Source organism: Mycobacterium sp. NPDC003449 (assembly GCF_053588415.1).
On record NZ_JBSFPX010000001.1, the window covers coordinates 24,895 to 43,645 of the forward strand.

Annotated in this window: 17 protein-coding genes; 13 read left to right on the forward strand and 4 right to left on the reverse strand. The window is 68.3% G+C overall.

The genetic code is table 11. The features are described from left to right. Positions 1–4 precede the first annotated feature (4 nt). The 10 genes from nuoE to nuoN all read left to right on the forward strand — a co-directional run bounded on the left by nuoE (position 5) and on the right by nuoN (position 12,601). Positions 5–913, forward strand: coding sequence for an NADH-quinone oxidoreductase subunit NuoE (nuoE, locus tag ACWDTP_RS00140; RefSeq protein WP_450015333.1), 909 nt, complete (start codon positions 5–7; stop codon positions 911–913). After that, the gene (gene nuoF, locus ACWDTP_RS00145; protein ID WP_450015335.1) at positions 910–2,259 is read left to right on the forward strand and encodes an NADH-quinone oxidoreductase subunit NuoF; all 1,350 of its coding nucleotides are present in this window, start codon (positions 910–912) and stop codon (positions 2,257–2,259) included. Before nuoE ends, nuoF begins: the two co-directional genes overlap by 4 nt. 92 nt (positions 2,260–2,351) lie before the next feature. Further along, positions 2,352–4,742, forward strand: coding sequence for an NADH-quinone oxidoreductase subunit G (locus ACWDTP_RS00150; protein WP_450015337.1), 2,391 nt, complete (start codon positions 2,352–2,354; stop codon positions 4,740–4,742). Beyond that, the gene (gene nuoH / locus ACWDTP_RS00155) at positions 4,739–5,962 is read left to right on the forward strand and encodes an NADH-quinone oxidoreductase subunit NuoH (RefSeq protein ID WP_450015339.1); all 1,224 of its coding nucleotides are present in this window, start codon (positions 4,739–4,741) and stop codon (positions 5,960–5,962) included. The genes ACWDTP_RS00150 and nuoH overlap by 4 nt, the downstream gene beginning before the upstream one ends. Next, positions 5,955–6,479, forward strand: coding sequence for an NADH-quinone oxidoreductase subunit NuoI (nuoI, locus tag ACWDTP_RS00160; protein ID WP_450015341.1), 525 nt, complete (start codon positions 5,955–5,957; stop codon positions 6,477–6,479). The genes nuoH and nuoI overlap by 8 nt, the downstream gene beginning before the upstream one ends. Next, positions 6,476–7,243: an NADH-quinone oxidoreductase subunit J gene (locus ACWDTP_RS00165; protein ID WP_450015343.1), complete on the forward strand. Its 768-nt coding sequence runs from the start codon at positions 6,476–6,478 to the stop codon at positions 7,241–7,243. The genes nuoI and ACWDTP_RS00165 overlap by 4 nt, the downstream gene beginning before the upstream one ends. Beyond that, positions 7,233–7,532 carry an NADH-quinone oxidoreductase subunit NuoK gene (gene nuoK / locus ACWDTP_RS00170; RefSeq protein ID WP_450015345.1) on the forward strand — a complete coding sequence of 100 codons (300 nt, stop codon included), beginning with the start codon at positions 7,233–7,235 and terminating at the stop codon, positions 7,530–7,532. Before ACWDTP_RS00165 ends, nuoK begins: the two co-directional genes overlap by 11 nt. A 10-nt stretch (positions 7,533–7,542) precedes the next feature. Next, positions 7,543–9,453: an NADH-quinone oxidoreductase subunit L gene (gene nuoL, locus ACWDTP_RS00175; RefSeq protein WP_450015347.1), complete on the forward strand. Its 1,911-nt coding sequence runs from the start codon at positions 7,543–7,545 to the stop codon at positions 9,451–9,453. Beyond that, entirely contained in the window at positions 9,447–11,036 is a 1,590-nt protein-coding gene (locus tag ACWDTP_RS00180) for an NADH-quinone oxidoreductase subunit M (RefSeq protein WP_450015349.1), read from the forward strand. Before nuoL ends, ACWDTP_RS00180 begins: the two co-directional genes overlap by 7 nt. Continuing rightward, positions 11,036–12,601, forward strand: coding sequence for an NADH-quinone oxidoreductase subunit NuoN (gene nuoN / locus ACWDTP_RS00185; RefSeq protein ID WP_450015350.1), 1,566 nt, complete (start codon positions 11,036–11,038; stop codon positions 12,599–12,601). The genes ACWDTP_RS00180 and nuoN overlap by 1 nt, the downstream gene beginning before the upstream one ends. A 73-nt stretch (positions 12,602–12,674) precedes the next feature. Here nuoN and ACWDTP_RS00190 read toward each other — a convergent pair whose 3' ends face one another. From ACWDTP_RS00190 to ACWDTP_RS00200, 3 genes are read right to left on the reverse strand one after another with little or no spacing between them, the layout of a single operon-like run. Further along, positions 12,675–13,718 (reverse strand): zinc-dependent alcohol dehydrogenase family protein, encoded by a 1,044-nt coding sequence (locus ACWDTP_RS00190; protein WP_450015352.1) that lies wholly within the window; start codon positions 13,716–13,718, stop codon positions 12,675–12,677. Positions 13,719–13,764: 46 nt separating this feature from the next. Further along, positions 13,765–14,454, reverse strand: coding sequence for a PIG-L deacetylase family protein (locus tag ACWDTP_RS00195; protein ID WP_450015354.1), 690 nt, complete (start codon positions 14,452–14,454; stop codon positions 13,765–13,767). A 33-nt stretch (positions 14,455–14,487) separates the two neighbouring features. Beyond that, positions 14,488–15,093 carry a TetR/AcrR family transcriptional regulator gene (locus tag ACWDTP_RS00200; RefSeq protein ID WP_450015356.1) on the reverse strand — a complete coding sequence of 202 codons (606 nt, stop codon included), beginning with the start codon at positions 15,091–15,093 and terminating at the stop codon, positions 14,488–14,490. Positions 15,094–15,138: 45 nt separating this feature from the next. On the opposite strand from ACWDTP_RS00200, the gene ACWDTP_RS00205 reads away from it, so the two are divergent. Together ACWDTP_RS00205 and ACWDTP_RS00210 are read left to right on the forward strand one after the other, a co-directional pair. Then, a complete protein-coding gene (locus ACWDTP_RS00205; RefSeq protein ID WP_450015358.1) occupies positions 15,139–16,278 on the forward strand; it encodes a phosphotransferase family protein in 1,140 nt (379 codons plus the stop codon). Position 16,279: 1 nt separating this feature from the next. Then, entirely contained in the window at positions 16,280–17,395 is a 1,116-nt protein-coding gene (locus ACWDTP_RS00210; RefSeq protein WP_450015360.1) for a hypothetical protein, read from the forward strand. Between the two features lie 97 nt (positions 17,396–17,492). Here ACWDTP_RS00210 and ACWDTP_RS00215 read toward each other — a convergent pair whose 3' ends face one another. Next, positions 17,493–17,855, reverse strand: coding sequence for a DUF4345 domain-containing protein (locus ACWDTP_RS00215; RefSeq protein WP_450015362.1), 363 nt, complete (start codon positions 17,853–17,855; stop codon positions 17,493–17,495). 35 nt (positions 17,856–17,890) lie between these two features. On the opposite strand from ACWDTP_RS00215, the gene ACWDTP_RS00220 reads away from it, so the two are divergent. Beyond that, positions 17,891–18,646: a helix-turn-helix domain-containing protein gene (locus tag ACWDTP_RS00220; protein ID WP_450015364.1), complete on the forward strand. Its 756-nt coding sequence runs from the start codon at positions 17,891–17,893 to the stop codon at positions 18,644–18,646. The last annotated feature ends 105 nt before the right edge of the window (positions 18,647–18,751 follow it).

Below are 18,751 nucleotides of genomic sequence, written 5' to 3' on the forward strand. Positions count from 1 at the left end.
TCTTGTGCGAAGAGAGAAGGTCCAGGTGAGCGAAGTCTTCCTGGAACTGGGGCAACGCCCCGATGAAGCGGGCCCGCCGATCAACGGGCCCGCGGCGTATCCGGACGAGGTGACGACCCGGCTGCGGGCCGAGGCAGAGCAGATCACCGCGCGCTATCCCGATGCCCGCTCGGCCCTGTTGCCGCTGCTGCATCTGGTGCAGGCCGAGGACGGTTGCCTGACGCCGGCCGGGATCGGCTTCTGCGCAAAGCTGCTGGGCCTGACCGATGCTGAGGTCGCGGCGGTGGCGACGTTCTACTCGATGTACCGGCGCACCCCGACCGGCGACTACCTGGTCGGGGTCTGCACCAATACGCTGTGCGCGATCATGGGCGGCGACGCGATCCTGGATGCGCTGCAGGATCATCTGGACATCCATGCCGGGGAGACCACCGACTCCGCTGGCGGAGAGGCCACGGTCACCCTCGAGCACATCGAGTGCAATGCCGCCTGCGACTACGCGCCGGTGGTGATGGTCAATTGGGAGTTCTACGATAACCAGACTCCCTCGTCGGCACGGGATCTGGTGGACGGGCTGCGCAGCGGAACGCCACCCGCACCGACCCGGGGGGCTCCGCTGTGTACCTTCCGCGAAACCGCCAGAACCCTGGCCGGGCTGGGCGATCCGCGCACCCCGGGTGGCGCGCCCGGCGAAGCCACCCTGGCCGGGTTGCGGCGGGCGCACGAGAACGGCATGTCCGCCCCGGATTCGCCGGCCGGTGGGTCGGCGCCGTCGGGTGGGCCGGCCCAGGGCAGCCAGCCCGCCGCCATCGATTCCAGCCGGGACCAGCCCGCACCGGGCCCGTCGGCCACGGTGCCCACCAAACCGGGCACCCCCGAAACCGACCCGGGCGCAATGGAGTCGAAGCCATGACGCCCCTGACACCGGTACTGAGCAGGTTCTGGGATGAGCCCGAGCCGTGGACGCTGGACACCTACCGCCGCCACGACGGCTACCGGGGCCTGCAGCGGGCGTTGTCCATGAGCCCCGACGATGTGATTGCGCAGGTGAAGGATTCGGGTCTGCGCGGGCGCGGCGGCGCGGGCTTCCCCACCGGGACGAAATGGTCGTTCATCCCGCAGGAGCGAAGCCCGCGGAGCGACCAGAAAGCCCAGGGCGAGGACGGCGCGGGCGCCAAGCCGCACTATCTCGTGGTCAACGCCGACGAGTCGGAACCCGGCACCTGCAAAGACATCCCGCTGCTGCTGACCACGCCGCACTTCCTGATCGAGGGCGTCATCATCGCCGCCTACGCGATCCGCGCGCGCCACGCGTTCATCTATGTGCGCGGTGAGGTGGTACCGGTGCTGCGCCGGTTGCAGGCCGCGGTGGCCGACGCGTACCAGGCCGGATATCTGGGCACCGACATCCTGGGCTCGGGATTCGACCTCGATGTGATCGTGCACGCCGGTGCGGGCGCCTACATCTGCGGCGAGGAGACCGCGCTGCTGGACTCCCTGGAGGGGCGTCGTGGGCAGCCCCGGCTGCGCCCGCCGTTCCCCGCGGTCGCCGGTCTGTACGCCTGCCCGACCGTGGTCAACAACGTCGAATCCATCGCCAGTGTGCCGCCGATCATGGTCAACGGGGTGGACTGGTTCCGTTCGATGGGATCGGAGAAGTCCCCCGGTTTCACGTTGTATTCGCTGTCCGGCCACGTCAACCGGCCCGGCCAGTACGAGGCGCCGCTGGGCATCACGCTGCGGGAGCTGCTCGATTACGCGGGCGGGGTGCGTACCGGGCACACCCTCAAGTTCTGGACCCCTGGCGGATCCTCGACCCCGCTGCTGACCGGCGAACACCTCGACGTGCCTTTGGATTACGAGGGTATGGCCTCGGTGGGCTCGATGCTGGGCACCAAAGCCCTGCAGATCTTCGACGAGACGACCTGTGTGGTGCGGGCGGTGCGACGCTGGACGGAGTTCTACGCCCACGAATCCTGCGGGAAGTGCACACCGTGTCGTGAGGGCACCTATTGGCTGGCCCAGATCTACGCCCGGCTGGAATCCGGTTCTGGCACCCAGGCCGATATCGACAAGTTGCTCGATATCGCCGACGGGATCTTCGGAAAGTCGTTCTGCGCCCTGGGTGACGGCGCGGCCAGCCCGATCATGTCCTCGATCAGGTACTTCCGCGACGAATACGTGGCGCACCTGTCCGGCGGCTGCCCGTTCGATCCGCACGCCTCGACGCTGATGGCCGCCGAAGGGGTGGGTGCGTAGATGCTTCTCACCGCGAGCAGACGCGCAGGTACCCGGTTTACGGGCATTTCGGGTACCTACGCGTCTGCTCGCGCAAGAAAAGGGGGACGTGCATGACGCTGGCCGAACCGACCAAGGACACCCCACCGCTGGAGATGGTGTCGCTGACCGTCGACGGCGATCAGGTCACGGTTCCCAAGGGCACGCTGGTGATCCGCGCCGCCGAGTTGATGGGCATCCAGATCCCCCGGTTCTGCGACCACCCGCTGCTCGACCCGGTCGGTGCGTGCCGGCAGTGCCTGGTCGAGGTCGAGGGCCAGCGCAAGCCGATGGCCTCCTGCACCACGACGGTCACCCCGGACATGGTGGTGCGCACCCAGTTCAGTTCCGAGGCGGCCGACAAGGCCCAGCGCGGCGTGATGGAACTGCTGCTGATCAACCACCCGCTGGACTGCCCGATCTGCGACAAGGGCGGCGAATGCCCGCTGCAGAACCAGGCCATGTCCAACGGCCGCCCGGAGACCCGGTTCGACGACGTCAAACGCACCTACCCCAAACCGATTAACATCTCCGCTCAGGTGCTGCTGGACCGCGAACGCTGCGTGCTGTGTGCCCGCTGCACCCGGTTCTCGTCCCAGATCGCCGGCGACCCGTTCATCGAGTTGCTGGAACGCGGTGCGCTGCAACAGGTCGGAATCGCTCCGGACGAGCCGTTCCAGTCCTACTTCTCCGGCAACACCGTGCAGATCTGTCCGGTGGGTGCGCTCACCGGCACGGCATACCGGTTCCGGGCCCGCCCGTTCGACCTGGTGTCCAGCCCCAGCGTCTGCGAGCACTGCGCGTCCGGCTGCGCCCAGCGCACCGACCACCGGCGCGGAAAAGTCCTGCGCCGGTTGGCCGGTGACGATCCCGAGGTCAACGAGGAATGGAACTGCGACAAGGGGCGGTGGGCGTTCACCTACCCGACCGTCGGCGACCGGATCACCACACCCCTGGTCCGCGACGACGACGGCACCCTGCGCCCGGCGTCCTGGTCGGAGGCGCTGACCGTCGCCGGTGCCGGGCTGCTGGCCGCGGGCAGCGGGACCGGTGTGCTGGTGGGTGGCCGGTGCACCGTACAGGACGCCTACGCCTACGCGAAGTTCTCCCGAATGGTGCTCAACACCAACGACATCGACTTCCGCGCCCGTGCGCACTCGGCGGAGGAGGCCGACTTCCTCGCCGCACACGTGGCCGGACGGCCGACGGCGCTGCGCTACGCCGAGCTCGAACACACCCCGACCGTGCTGCTGGCGGGCTTCGAGCCCGAAGAGGAATCGCCGATCGTGTTCCTGCGGCTGCGCAAGGCGGCCCGCAAGAACGGTGTGCGGGTGCTCGCGGTGGCGCCGTTCGCCACCCGCGGCCTGACCAAGATGGCCGGCACCCTGATCGCCACCGCCCCCGGTGCCGAAGCGGCCGCCCTCGACGGGCTGGCCACCCACGAGGCGTTGCAGCGGCCGGGTGCGGTGATCCTCGTCGGCGAACGGCTGGCCGGATCACCCGGTGCCCTTTCGGCGGCCGCGAGGCTGGCCGCGACGACGGGCGCACGGCTGGCCTGGATTCCGCGCCGGGCCGGCGAGCGGGGCGCCGTTGAGGCCGGGGCCCTGCCCAACCTGCTGCCCGGCGGCCGCCCGGTCACCGATCCGGCCGCCAGGGAGCAGACCGCCGAGGCCTGGCACTCCGGGGAGCTGCCCGACACCCCCGGCCGCGACACCGACGGCATCGTGGCCGCCGCCGGAGCGGGCCGGCTCGCGGCGCTCGTGGTGGGCGGGGTCGACGTCGCCGACCTCCCCGACCCCGACGCCGCACTCGCCGCACTGGCCATGACACCGTTCGTGGTCAGCCTGGAGCTGCGCCAAAGCCCCGTCACCGAACTGGCCGACGTGGTGTTCCCGGTGGCGCCCGTGGTGGAGAAGGCCGGCGCATTCCTCAACTGGGAGAGCAGGGTTCGGCCGTTCCAGCCGTCGCTGAACACCAATGCGATCCCGGATCTGCGCGTGCTGCACTACCTGGCCGACGAGATCGGCATCGATCTGGGCCTGCCGACCGCCGAGGCCGCCGACACCGAGATGAACCTTCTCGGCACCTGGACCGGGCAACGCCCGCCCGCGCCGTCGGCCGCGCCGGTGACGCCGGTGGCCCCTGGCACCGGCCAGGCCGTGCTCGCCAGCTGGCGCATGCTGCTCGACACCGGCAGGCTGCAGGATGGTGAACCCCACCTGGCCGGAACCGCGCCCGTCCCCGTGGTGCGGATGTCGGCCGCCACCGCCGCCGAGATCGGTGCCGCCGACGGCGATCCGGTCACCGTGAGCGCCGACCGTGGCGCGATCATCCTGCCGCTCGCCGTGACCGAGATGGTCGACCGGGTGGTCTGGGTACCGATGAACTCGCCCGGTTCGGCGGTGCACGGCCAACTCGGCGTCGGCGTCGGCGCCGTGGTGTCGATCGGGAGGGCCGACGTGTGACCTATCCCGATCCGACCCTGTTCGGGCACGACCCGTGGTGGCTCATCCTGGCCAAGGCGCTGGGGGTCTTCGTATTCCTGCTGCTGACCGTGTTGGCGGCGATCCTGATCGAGCGCAAAGTGCTGGGGCGCATGCAGATGCGGCCCGGCCCCAACCGGGTCGGCCCGTGGGGTCTGCTGCAGTCGCTGGCCGACGGAGTCAAGCTCGCACTCAAGGAGGGCCTGACCCCTGCCGGCGTGGACAAACCGATCTACCTGCTCGCCCCGGTGATCGCGGTGGTACCGGCATTCATGGCGTTCGCGGTGATCCCGATGGGCGGTGCGGTGTCGGTGTTCGGCCACCGCACCGCACTGCAGTTGACCGACCTCCCGGTCGCGGTGCTCTACGTTCTTGCCGTCACCTCGATCGGTGTCTACGGCATCGTGCTGGCCGGCTGGGCGTCCGGATCCACCTATCCGCTGCTCGGCGGGCTGCGTTCGAGCGCGCAGGTGATCTCCTACGAGATCGCCATGGCCCTGTCGTTCGCTGCGGTGTTCCTCTATGCGGGCACCATGTCCACCTCGGGCATCGTCGCCGCACAAGACCGCACCTGGTACGTGTTCCTGCTGTTGCCGTCCTTCCTGGTGTATGTGACCTCGATGGTGGGCGAAACCAACCGTGCGCCTTTCGATCTGCCGGAGGCCGAAGGGGAGCTGGTCGGCGGATTCCACACCGAATACTCGTCGCTGAAATTCGCGATGTTCATGCTCGCCGAGTACGTCAACATGACCACGGTCTCGGCGCTGGCCACCACGATGTTCCTGGGCGGCTGGCATGCGCCGTTCCCGTTCAACCTGATCGACGGCGCCAACGGCGGCTGGTGGCCGCTGTTGTGGTTCACCGCCAAGGTGTGGAGCTTCATGTTCCTATACATGTGGCTGCGGGCCACCCTCCCCCGACTGCGCTACGACCAGTTCATGGCCATGGGCTGGAAGATCCTGATCCCGGTGTCACTGGTGTGGATCATGGTCGTCGCGATCACCCACAGCCTGCGCGAGCACGGATATCAAAGCTGGGCAACCGGATTGATCAGCGTGGCCGCCGTCGTCGTCATCGCGCTGGCCCTGGCGTTGTGGCAGTCGCTGCGAAAACGCACCGTACGATCCGCGCCGGAACAGAGCGCGGGCGCCTACCCGGTGCCCGAGCTGCCGAACGTCATCAAGGAGACCGCTGATGCCTAAGTTCCTGGAGGCCCTCGCCGGATTCGCCGTCACCTTCGGCTCGATGTTCAAAAAACCGGTCACCGAGCTCTATCCGGAGAAGCCGGGCCCGGTGGCGCCGCGCTACCACGGCCGTCACCAACTCAACCGCTACCCGGATGGCCTGGAGAAATGCATCGGCTGTGAGCTCTGCGCATGGGCCTGCCCGGCGGACGCCATCTTCGTCGAAGGCGCCGACAACACTGCGGAGGAACGCTTCTCACCGGGTGAACGCTACGGCCAGGTGTACCAGATCAACTATCTGCGATGCATCGGCTGTGGGCTGTGCATCGAGGCCTGCCCCACCCGGGCCCTGACGATGACCAACGATTACGAGATGGCCGACGACAACCGGGCCGACCTGATCTGGGGTAAGGACAAGTTGCTCGCGCCGCTGCAGCCGGGCATGCAGCCGCCGCCGCACGAGATGGCGCCGGGCAGCACCGACGACGACTACTACCTCGGCAACATCTCCCCGATCGGCCAGGCCGGTCGATGAGCCCCGAGATAGCGCTGCTCGCCGCGGAAGCCTCCGCGCGGACGTCCACCTCGGAGGCGGTGATGTTCTGGATCCTCGGAACGGTCGCCGTGCTCGGCGCGATCGGCGTGGTCGCCGCGCCCAAGGCGGTGTATTCCGCGGTGTTTCTGGCCTGCACCATGATCGTGCTCGCGGTGCTCTACATCGCCCAGGACGCCCTGTTCCTCGGTGTGGTGCAGGTGGTGGTCTACACCGGCGCGGTGATGATGCTGTTCCTGTTCGTGCTGATGCTGATCGGCGTCGACCTGTCCGAATCGTTCGTCGAAACGCTGCGCGGACAACGCATCGCCGCGCTGATCGCGGGTGTGGGCTTCGGTGTCCTGATGATCGCCGGGATCGGCAACGTGTCGGTGGCCGGGTTCACCGGGCTGGCCGAGGCCAACAGCGGGGGCAATGTGGAAGGTCTGGCGGCGCTGATCTTCACCCGCTACCTGTGGGCGTTCGAGCTGACCAGCACCCTGCTGATCACCGCGGCACTGGGCGCCATGGTGCTGGCGCACCGAGAACGGTTCGAACGCCGAAAGACTCAGCGCGAACTCGCGATCGAACGGTTCCAGGCGGGCGGGCATCCGACCCCGCTGCCCAATCCCGGTGTGTACGCGCGCCACAACGCCGTCGACATCCCGGCCCGGCTGCCCGACGGTTCGGAGGCGGCATTGTCGGTGAGCACGATCCTGCCGCGTCGCGCAGTCGCCACCAACGGGAGGGAGCACAGTGAACCCTGACAATTACCTGTACTTGTCGGCGCTGCTGTTCACCATCGGCGCCGCCGGGGTGTTGTTGCGCCGCAACGCCATCGTCATGTTCATGTGCGTGGAATTGATGCTCAACGCCGCCAACCTGGCGTTCGTGGCGTTCTCCCGGATGCACGGTCAGCTCGACGGTCAGGTGGTGGCGTTCTTCACCATGGTCGTCGCCGCCTGCGAGGTGGTGGTCGGGCTGGCCATCATCATGACCATCTTCCGCACCCACCATTCGGCCTCGGTCGACGACGCCAGCCTGCTGAAACACTGAGGGCGCCACGATGACACCGATATGGCTTCTGATCGCCCTACCGGCCGCCGGCGCGGCGATCCTGCTGCTCGGCGGCCGACGCTGCGACCCGTGGGGCCACCTGCTCGGCTGTGTGGCGTCGCTGGGTTCCTTCGTCGTCGGGGTGATCCTGTTCGCCGAGATGCTGGGCCGCGGCGGGGCGGACCGCGCGGTCGGGGAAACCTTGTTCTCCTGGGTGCCGGTGGCCGGTCTGCAGGTCGACTTCGGCCTGCAACTCGACCAGTTGTCGGTGTGTTTCGTGCTGTTGATCACCGGTGTCGGTTCACTGATCCACATCTATTCGGTCGGCTATATGGCGCACGATCCCGACCGGAGAAGGTTTTTCGCCTATCTGAACCTGTTCCTGGCGGCCATGCTGCTGCTGGTGCTGGCCGACAACTACCTGGGCCTCTACGCCGGGTGGGAGGGTGTGGGCCTGGCCTCCTACCTGCTGATCGGCTTCTGGTCGCATAAGCCGTCGGCGGCCACCGCGGCCAAGAAGGCGTTCGTCGTCAACCGGGTCGGCGATATGGGCCTGGCGATCGCGCTGATGATCATGTTCGCCTCGATCGGGTCGATCTCGTTCGCCGGGGTGTTCTCCGCGGCCCCGGCGGTGAGCGAAACCACGCTGACCGCGATCGGCCTGCTGCTGTTGCTCGGGGCGTGCGGTAAATCCGCGCAGGTGCCGCTGCAATCGTGGCTGGGGGACGCGATGGAGGGCCCGACGCCGGTGTCAGCGCTGATCCACGCGGCCACCATGGTGACCGCGGGCGTCTACCTGATCGTGCGGTCGGGACCGATCTTCGATCTGGCACCCACCGCGCAGACCGGCGTCGTCGTCGTCGGCGCGGTGACGTTGCTGTTCGGGGCGATCATCGGCTGCGCGAAGGACGACATCAAGAAGGCGCTCGCGGCCAGCACGATGAGCCAGATCGGCTATATGGTGCTGGCCGCCGGGCTCGGTCCGGCAGGCTACGCCTTCGCGATCATGCACCTGCTGACCCACGGCTTCTTCAAGGCCGGCCTGTTCCTTGGCGCCGGTTCGGTCATGCACGCGATGGACGACGAAGTGAACATGCGCCGCTACGGCGGTCTGCGCAAGGTGCTGCCCATCACGTTCGCCACCTTCGGCCTCGGCTATCTCGCGATCATCGGCATACCGCCGCTCGCCGGCTTCTTCTCCAAGGACGGGATCATCGAGGCCGCCCTTGGCGCGGGCGGTGCGCGCGGGGTGATCCTTGGCGGCGCAACCATTCTGGGAGCCGGGATCACCGCGTTCTACATGACCCGGGTGATGCTGATGACGTTCTTCGGTGAGCGGCGCTGGGACGCTGACGCTGGGGCGAGCGAAGCGACGGGGAAGGCTGGGGCGCATCCCCACGAATCGCCTGCCGTGATGACCTGGCCGATGATCCTGCTGGCGGTCGGATCGGTGGTCTCGGGCGGCGCCCTGGCGATCGGCGGCACCCTGTCGCACTGGCTGGAACCCGTGGTCGGGGCGCACGAGGCCCACCACGCGGTCCCGGCCTGGGTGGTCACCATCCTGGTGCTGGCGGTCGTCGCGGCCGGTATCGCGGTGGCGTACCGGATGTATGCGCATCGGCCGGTCCCGGCCGATGTGCCCGACGGGTCGGCGCTGACTGTCGCCGCCCGCCGGGATCTCTATGGCGATGCGTTCAACGAGGCGGTGTTCATGCGGGGTGGCCAAACCTTGACCGCGGCTCTGGTGACGGCGGACGACAAGGGCGTCGACGGCGCCGCGAGCGGGTTGGCGGCGCTGGTGAGCCGGACGTCGGATGGTCTGCGGCAGTTGCAGACCGGCTTCGCCCGGTCCTACGCACTGTCCATGCTCGGCGGCGCCGCCCTGATGGTGGCGGCGATCCTGGCGGTGCGACTGTGGTGAATTCGTTTCCGTGGCTGACGGCACTGTGGGCGATCCCGATCGTCGGGGCCGCGGTGGTGATCCTGCTGCCTGCCGCGCAGCGGGTGCTGGCCAAGTGGCTGGCCCTGGTCGTCTCGCTGGCGGCGCTGGGTCTGACCGCAGTGATCGGCGTCGGCTTCGAACCGTCCGGTGAGCAGTATCAGTTCGTCGAATCGCACCGGTGGATACCGTCTTTCGGCACCGGCTACATCCTCGGCGTGGACGGTATCGCGCTGGCGCTGGTGGTGCTCACCGCGGTGCTGGTGCCGCTGCTCATCGTCGCCGGATGGAACGATGCGGCCGGCCAGTCCGGGCTGGCCGGCCGGTCCGTGCAGGCCTACCTGGCGCTGATCCTGGCCGTCGAGGGCATGGTGTTCATGTCCCTGGTGGCCCTCGATGTGCTGCTGTTCTACGTGTTCTTCGAGGCCATGCTGATCCCGATGTACTTTCTCATCGGAGGCTTCGGCGGCGAGAACCGCTCACGCGCGGCGGTGAAGTTCCTGTTGTACAACCTGTTCGGCGGGCTCGTCATGCTGGCGGCGGTGATCGGGCTGTACGTGGTGACCGCGGGCAGTGACGCGTTCGAATCGGGCACCTTCGATTTCCGGGCCATCGTGGGCGCGGTATCGTCGGGCGAACTGGTCGGCAGCCCGGCGGTGATGAACTTCCTGTTCCTCGGCTTCATGTTCGCCTTCGCCGTCAAGGCGCCGCTGTGGCCGTTCCACCGCTGGCTGCCCGACGCCGCGGTGGAGGCCACCCCGGCCAGCGCGGTGCTGATGATGGCGGTGATGGACAAGGTCGGCACGTTCGGCATGTTGCGCTACTGCCTGCAACTGTTCCCCGACGCGTCGACCTACTTCCGCCCCGTCGTCATCACCCTCGCGGTGATCGGCATCGTCTACGGCGCTGTGCTCGCGATCGGCCAGACCGATGTGATGCGGTTGATCGCCTACACGTCGATATCGCACTTCGGGTTCATCATCCTTGGCATCTTCGTGATGACCAGCCAGGGCCAGTCGGGTTCGACGCTGTACATGATCAATCACGGCATCTCCACGGCCGCACTGTTTCTCATCGCCGGTTTCCTGGTCTCGCGGCGCGGCTCGCGGCTGATCAACGCCTACGGCGGCGTGCAGAAGGTGGCGCCGGTGCTGGCCGGAACCTTCCTGGTGGCCGGGTTGGCCACGCTGTCGCTACCCGGCCTGGCGCCGTTCATCAGCGAATTCCTGGTGCTGATCGGCACATTCACCCGCTACCCGGTGCTCGCGGTGTTCGCCGCGACGGCGCTGGTGCTCTCGGCGGTGTACATCCTGTGGACCTATCAGCGGATGATGACCGGACCGGTGCACCAGGACTTGAGTGACGGCGAGAACCGGGTGCGCGATCTGGTACCCCGCGAACTCGTCGTGGTGACACCGTTGATCGCGCTGTTGCTGGTGTTGGGCATCTTTCCGAAGGTGGCCCTCGACGTGATCAATCCCGCCGTGGAGCACACCCTGACCACGATCGGGCAGACCGATCCGCCACCGGGTATCGCACCGACGATCGCCGAGGGGGTGCGCTGATGGTCACTCCCAGCGTCGAATACGGGCTGCTGTCGCCCATGCTGATCGTCTTCGGGGTGGCCGTCGCCGGTGTTCTGGTCGAGGCGTTCGCGCCCCGCCGGGTTCGCTACCCGACCCAGCTGATCCTCACGCTCGGCGGCCTGACCGCCGCGGCCGTGGCGGCCGTGCTGGTGGCCAGGGATCTGCACGGAACGCCGGGCCGGTCCGCGGTGCTCGGCGCGGTCGTGCTGGACGCGCCCGCCCTGTTCCTGCAGGCCACCGTCGCGTTGATCGGCATTCTCGGCATCCTGCTGATCGCCGAACGGCAGAAGGCCGGCGAATCATCGGGCGGCGCCAAGGGTTTGGACGGGTTCACACCGCAGGCATCGGCGGTCGCAGGCAGCGCCGCCCAGCAGCTGGCGACCAGGACCGGCGTGATGCAGACCGAGGTGTTCCCGCTCACCATGTTCGCGATCGGCGGCATGCTGCTCTTTCCGGCCGCCGACGATCTGCTGACCATGTTCATCGCGCTCGAAGTGCTGTCGCTGCCGCTGTATCTGCTGTGCGGGCTCGCCCGCAGGCAGCGGCTGCTGTCCCAGGAAGCCGCACTGAAATACTTTCTGCTCGGCGCGTTCTCGTCGGCGTTCTTCCTGTACGGCGCGGCGATGCTGTACGGATACTCGGGTTCGCTCGCCCTGGACGGTATCGCCGACGCCGTCGCGGCCGGCTCGGGGAGCACCCCGCTGGCACTGATCGGGATCGGCCTGTTGTTGGTCGGGGTGTTGTTCAAAGTCGGTGCGGTGCCGTTCCACTCGTGGATTCCCGACGTGTATCAGGGCGCGCCCACCGCGATCACCGCATTCATGGCCGCGGCCACCAAGATCGCCGCCTTCGGCGCGATGCTGCGCATCTTCTACGTCGCGCTGCCTCAGCTGCGCGACGACTGGCGACCGGTGCTGTGGGCCGTCGCGATCCTGACCATGGTGGTGGGCACCATCTCCGCGGTCACCCAGAACGATGTGAAGCGGATGCTGGCGTACTCGGCGGTGGCGCACTCCGGGTTCATCCTGACCGGCGTCATCGCCGCCAACCCCGCCGGGGTGTCCTCGACCCTGTTCTATCTGTTCGCCTACGGTTTCAGCACCCTCGGCGCGTTCGCGGTGGTCGGTATGGTTCGCAACATCACCGGCGACGAGGAGACCCGGCTGGCCCAGTGGGCCGGCCTCGGGCGACGCTATCCGATTGTCGGCGTGGTGTTTTCACTGTTCCTGCTGGCGTTCGCGGGGATCCCGCTGACCAGCGGCTTCGTCAGCAAGTTCGCGGTGTTCAAGGCCGCGGGCGAGGGCGGCGCGATCCCACTGGTCATCGTCGGTGTGATCGCCAGCGCCGTCGCCGCCTACTTCTATGTGCGGGTGATCGTGTTGATGTTCTTCACCGATCCGCCCGCGGACGCGCCGGAGGTGGTGGTGCCGAGCTGGCTGACCACCGCCGTCGTCACCGTCACCGCGGCCGTCACGTTCGCGCTCGGCGCCCTGCCGCAGCCGCTGCTGGACCTGGCCAACCACGCCGACACGTTCCTGCGCTGAGACTCTCCTTGCGCGAGCAGACGCGTAGGTACCCGAAAATCGCCGCCGGAGGGTACGCACGCGTCTGCTCGCGCTACGGGGTGGCGGGTTCGATGATCGTCATGCCGGCATCGGCGGGAACATCCATACCGGCCAGGGCCGCACCCGCGTCGTCGAGTCCCACCCGGCGCCGCACCAGCCGCTCGGGCTGCAACGCGCCGGTCGCGATGAGGTCGAGCATCGCCGGATAGTCGACGGCCGGCATACCGTGCGATCCGAGGATCGCGAGTTCCTGGGCGATCACCCGGTCCATCGGGAACGCGGTGCGCGCGGCGTCGCCGAGCAACAGGCCCACCTGGACATGCCTGCCCCGCCGCCGCAGCGAGGACACCGAGGCGGCCGCTATCGCGGGGTGGCCGACGGCGTCGATCCCGAGGTGCGCTCCGCCGCCGGTGCGCCGCGTGACTTCGGTTGCCACATCGTCGATCTCGCTCACGTTCACCAGCTCATCGGCGCCGGCGTCGTGCGCCGCCGTCAGCGCGGCGGCGCTGCGGTCGACGGCGATCACGTTGGCCCCGAACGCTTTCGCGATCATCACCGCGGACAGACCGACGCCGCCGCAGCCGTGCACCGCGACCCACTGCCCGGACCGCACCGCACCGTGGGTCACCAGGGCCCGGAACGCGGTGGCGAACCGGCACCCGAGGGAGGCCGCCGCGACGAACGTGACGGCATCGGGCAGCCGCACCAGGTTGAACTCGGCCCGCGGCACCGCCACCCGCTGCGCGAACGTGCCCGGCAGGGTGAATCCGGGTTGACGCTGGTCGGGACACACCTGCGCATCGCCGGACCGGCAGAATTCGCAGCGTCCGCACCCCAGCACGAACGGCGTCGTCACCCGGTCCCCGACCCGCCAGCCGTCGACGCCCGCACCCACCGCCGTGATGATGCCGGCGAACTCGTGGCCGGGAATGATCGGCAGCTCCACCGGATCGTGCCCGCGCCAGGCGTGCCAGTCCGACCGGCACAGCCCGGTCGCCGCAACCTCGACGATCACCCCGTCGTCGGGGCATACGGGGTCAAGGACGTCGACGACCGCAGGCAGGGCACCCACCTCGGAGTAGACAACAGCGCGCACTGTCCGATCGTAGGCCCGCACGTCGGCACCGCTCGCGGCGGCGCGTTCAGCGGTGCCGTTTCAGGATGAATTCGGCTATCCGACCCCCCAATTCGGGATTCTCCGGCGTCGACATCTCGACCTGTTGACGGGCCTGCTCGACGACGGGGGTGTGCGGGTCGAGCACCTCGAGGTAGACCTCATGCGCGGCCAGCGATCTCACCGCGACGTCGAGATATTCGTCGATGACCTCGCCGTGGGTGGGTTCGGGTCCGTTCTCGAAGAGCCATCGCGGTGGGTCGGCGAGGCTGTCGTATGCCGCCGCGACCGCCTGCGAGAACTCGATGTGGTCGCGTTGGTTCGGCGCGTCGGGCGACCAGCTCGGGCCGCTGTAGATGGTGACGACGATATCGGGGGCGATGGCCGTCATGGTGTCGGCGATCCTGGCCCGCAATTCGGGGCAGTCGCGGATGTTGCTGTCCGGAAAATCCCAGAACACCACGTCGTCCACACCGACGATGGCGGCCGAACGGCGCTGTTCGGCTTCCCGGATCGGACCTGCCTGCTCGGGCGGCATGCCCGCGATGCCGACCTCACCGCGGGACGCGAGCGCGTAATACACCGATCTTCCCGCCGCAGTCCACTTGGCGACCGCCGAACCGATCCCGTACTCGGGGTCGTCGGGATGTGGGACCAACACCAGCGCGGTGCGCCAATCGGTGGGGAACGGCTGCACCGGTTCGTCGTTCGCGTTCACCAGCCCAGTGTCGGACCTGAACACCGGTTCATGTCAACCCGCCCTGACCCCATGCACGACGATGGCCGCGGTCTGGTCCACCCAGTCCTCGCCGAGGTCGCGGTCCGGCCACAGCAGTAACCGCAGCATGGTCGCCCCGCCGACGATCTCGACGAGTCGGTCCGGATCGACATCCGCATACACCTCACCGCGGGCGATGCCGTCGACAATCCGCTCCCGCACCGCGGCAAACACCCCGGTGAAGCGGTCCATCACCCGCGCGTTCAGTTCCGCATCGGCGGTCATATCAGCCACCAGACCGGGGAGGGCGGCCCGCACCACCGGGCTGGTGAACACGTCACGGGCCGCGCCGATCATGGCGCGCACATCGGCGGCGATATCACCGGCAGGAGGGGTCAGTGCGGTCGGCGCGGCGGGGAACGCCGCCTCGTGGACCAGTTCGGCCTTACTCGACCACCGGCGGTACAGCGCGGTCTTGGTGGTCTGGGCCCGCTCGGCGACCGCGGCCATCGTGACATTCGAATAGCCGAATTCCACAAGCAGATCCGCGGTCGCGCGCATCACCGCCCCGTCGATCCGGGGATCTCGCGGACGTCCCGATCCGCCGCTCTTGCCAAGCGGTGAAGGCTCTGCTTTCATAACGCTACCAACAGTATCGTAATTGCGCCGGTAAGGATGAATCGCATGGCCGACGAACCAGCTGTCGAAGACGTCAGCCGTCTGCAACATTCGAGTCGCGACGTCAGCACCCTGCCGGTGGCCCTCGCCGACTGGCTCTCGACCGTGCTACCGGCGGGGGCGAATCCCGGGGTCACCGTCGAGAGCGGGGTGGACGCCAACGGCATGTCCTCGGAAACCATCCTGCTGACCGCCGATTGGGACGAGGACGGGACCCGGGTCAGCCGGCGCCTGGTGGCGCGCGTCGCACCGACTGAGGCCGATGTCCCGGTCTTCGACTCGTACCGGCTGGCCCACCAGTTCGAGTTGATGCGGCAGGTCGCCGACCTCACCACCGTCCCGGTCCCCAGGGTGCGCTGGCTGGAACCCACCGGATCGGTGCTCGGCACCCCGTTCTTCCTGATGGACCGGGTGGACGGGGTGGTACCGCCCGACGTCATGCCCTACACGTTCGGCAACAACTGGTTCTTCGACGCACCGGCCGAAAAGCGCAGGGAACTCCAGGACAGCACGGTCGCGGTACTGGCCAAACTGCACGCGATACCCGACGCCGAGCAGACCTTCGGATTCCTCACCGAGGTCGACCCGCCGGGCGACACCCCGCTGCGCAGGCACTTCGGCTGGCTCAAGGACTGGTACGAGTTCTGCGTACCGGACATCGGCCGCTCGCCGTTGGTGGAGCAGGCGCTGGCCTGGCTCGACGAGCACTTCCCCGAGGATGTCGCGGCCGCCGAACCGGTCCTGGCCTGGGGCGACTCCCGGATCGGCAATGTGCTCTACGAGGACTTCCGGCCGGCGGCGGTACTGGATTGGGAGATGGCGACCGTCGGCCCCCGTGAGCTGGACGTATCGTGGATCATCTTCGCGCACATGGTGTTCCAGGAGCTGGCCGGTTTGGCCGGGCTGCCGGGGCTGCCCGATGTGATGCGCGAGCAGGATGTGCGGGCCACCTACCGAGAGCTGACCGGAGCCGAACTCGGCGATCTGCGCTGGTTCTACATCTACTCGGGCGTGATCTGGTGTTGTGTGTTCATGCGCACCGGCGCGCGGCGGGTCCGGTTCGGCGAGATGGACAAACCCGAAGACGTGGAGACGTTGTTCTACCACGCCGCCCTGCTGCGTCGACTGATCTCGGAAGGAGCCTGAAATGCTCGGCCCCATGGACGAATTCCCGGTGCACCAGGTGCCCCAGCCCATCGCGTGGCCGGGATCCTCGGACCGGAACTTCTACGACCGTTCGTATTTCAACGCCCACGACCGTACCGGGGACATCTTCGTCATCACCGGGATCGGTTACTACCCCAACCTCGGGGTCAAGGACGCCTATCTTCTGGTGCGCCAAGGTGATCGGCAAACGGCCGTGCACCTGTCCGATGCGATCGACCAGGACCGGCTCAACCAGCACGTCATGGGCTACCGGGTCGAGGTCGACCAACCGCTACAGAAGCTCCGGATCACCCTCGACGAGACCGACGGCATCGCCGCCGATCTGACCTGGGACGGGCTGTTCGGTGTGGTCCAGGAGCAGCCCCACCTGATGCGCCAGGGCAACCGGGTCACCCTAGACGCTCAGCGGTTCGCCCAACTGGGTTCGTGGAGCGGGCATCTGGAGATCGACGGGCAGCGCGTCGACGTCGACCCGGCAACCTGGATCGGGTCGCGCGACCGGTCGTGGGGCATCCGGCCGGTCGGCGAGGCCGAACCCGCCGGACGGCCCGCAGACCCACCGTTCGAGGGTATGTGGTGGCTGTATGTGCCGATCGCGTTCGACGAGTTCTCGATCGTCCTGATCATCCAGGAGGCACCCGACGGGTTCCGTTCGCTCAACGACTGCACCAGGATCTGGAAGGACGGCCGCGTCGAGCAACTCGGTTGGCCGCGGGTCAGGATCCACTACCGCTCCGGCACCCGGATCCCGACCGGGGCCACCATCGACGCGACGGCGTTGGACGGCACGGCGGTGCGGTTTGACGTGGAATCCAAACTGCCCGTGCCGATTCACGTCGGCGGCGGGTACGGCGGCGACGTCGACTGGCTGCACGGCATGTGGAAGGGCGATAAGTTCACCGAGCGGCTCACCTACGATATGACCGACCCGGCGATCATCGGCCGGGCCGGGTTCGGCGTCATCGACCACGTCGGCCGCGCGGTCTGCACCGAGGGCGACGGCGCACCGGTGGAGGGCTGGGGCCTGTTCGAGCACGGCGCGCTCGGGCGCCACGACCCGTCCGGCTTCGCCGACTGGCTCACCGTCGCCCCCTGACCCATTTTTCCTCGCCGAGCAGACGCGTCGGTACCCCGGAAAGCGCGTTCCCGGGTACCCACGCGTCTGCTCGCGGGAGAAACTGGGCGCGGGGATCTCAGGCGGCCCAGAACAACGCGCCGGCGCCAACGGCCTCGACCAGGCAGTAGAACCAGTTGGGATAGAACGACGTCCGGCCGTCGATCGCCGCGGAAACGATACGGCCGAACGCCATTCCGGCCAGCGCCGCGCCCACCGTGATCAGCACACCGGTTCGCACCGACGGCGTCACCGCGGCATAGCCCAGCACACCGGCGACCGCGAGACCGAACCCGCCGTACACCGCCCGCACCTCGGCGCGGGATGTGGCGGTGCCGATGCTGAACCCGAACGGGCGCAGGATCGACCCGGGCGCGGCGAGCGCATACAAGCCCATTCCGACAAAGAACACACCGACGACGACGGTGACTGCGGTGCTCACGGTAGCCTCCTGTTCACACTGTTCAGGAGTCCAGCATGCCGACCGAACCCACGCCGCCGCTTCCACAAACCTGCTGCCCGACGGTGTGGCTGTGGCCAGGGCAGGCGCTCTACGCCGGCCCGGGACTCGGTTTGGAACCGCACTCCGGGTCGGTGTGGTGCCTGGCCGTCGGGGTCGACGCCCCGCTGACGGTGACGGCGCAGGGCACCAGCACCGTGGCCCGCAGCGTGCTGATTCCGCCACGGCTCACCCACCAGCTGTCGATGCGGGGCGCGATGGTGTCGTGCTACCTCGACCCCGGTTCGCAGCGCAGTGCCTCATGCCGGCAGCGGTTCCCCGAGTTCCACGCGGGCATCGGGGTGGGGCACTGCGCCGAACACCTGCTGATCACCATGCCCCGCGACGACGACGCCGCCCGGCGCTGGCTGGACGCGGCCGCGCCGGACACGCCGCACCGGATCGATCCGCGGATCGAACTGGTGGCCAAGCAGATTCGCGAAGACCCTGCCGCGGTGACCTCGGCGCGGAAGCTCGCCGCGGCGGCCGGATTGTCCGAATCCCGGTTCCTGCACCTGTTCCGGCGCGAGGCCGGGACCAGCCTGCGGCGCTACCGGATGTGGAGCCGGCTGATGCTGGCCGGTAGCGCAGTGGCGGCCGGGCACAATCTGACCACCGCGGCCGCCGATGCCGGGTTCGCCAGCCCGTCACACCTGGCGGACCGGTTCAAGACCACGTTCGGGCTGTCAGCGACACAGCTGCTGACCACGGGCCTGCACATCCGCACACCGTGAATCCCCTCCGCGAGCAGACGCGCCGGTACCCCGGAAAGCGCGTTCCCGGGTACCGTTGTGTCTGCTCGCGGGGGAGGCTGCACATCCGCACACCGTGACGAGCGT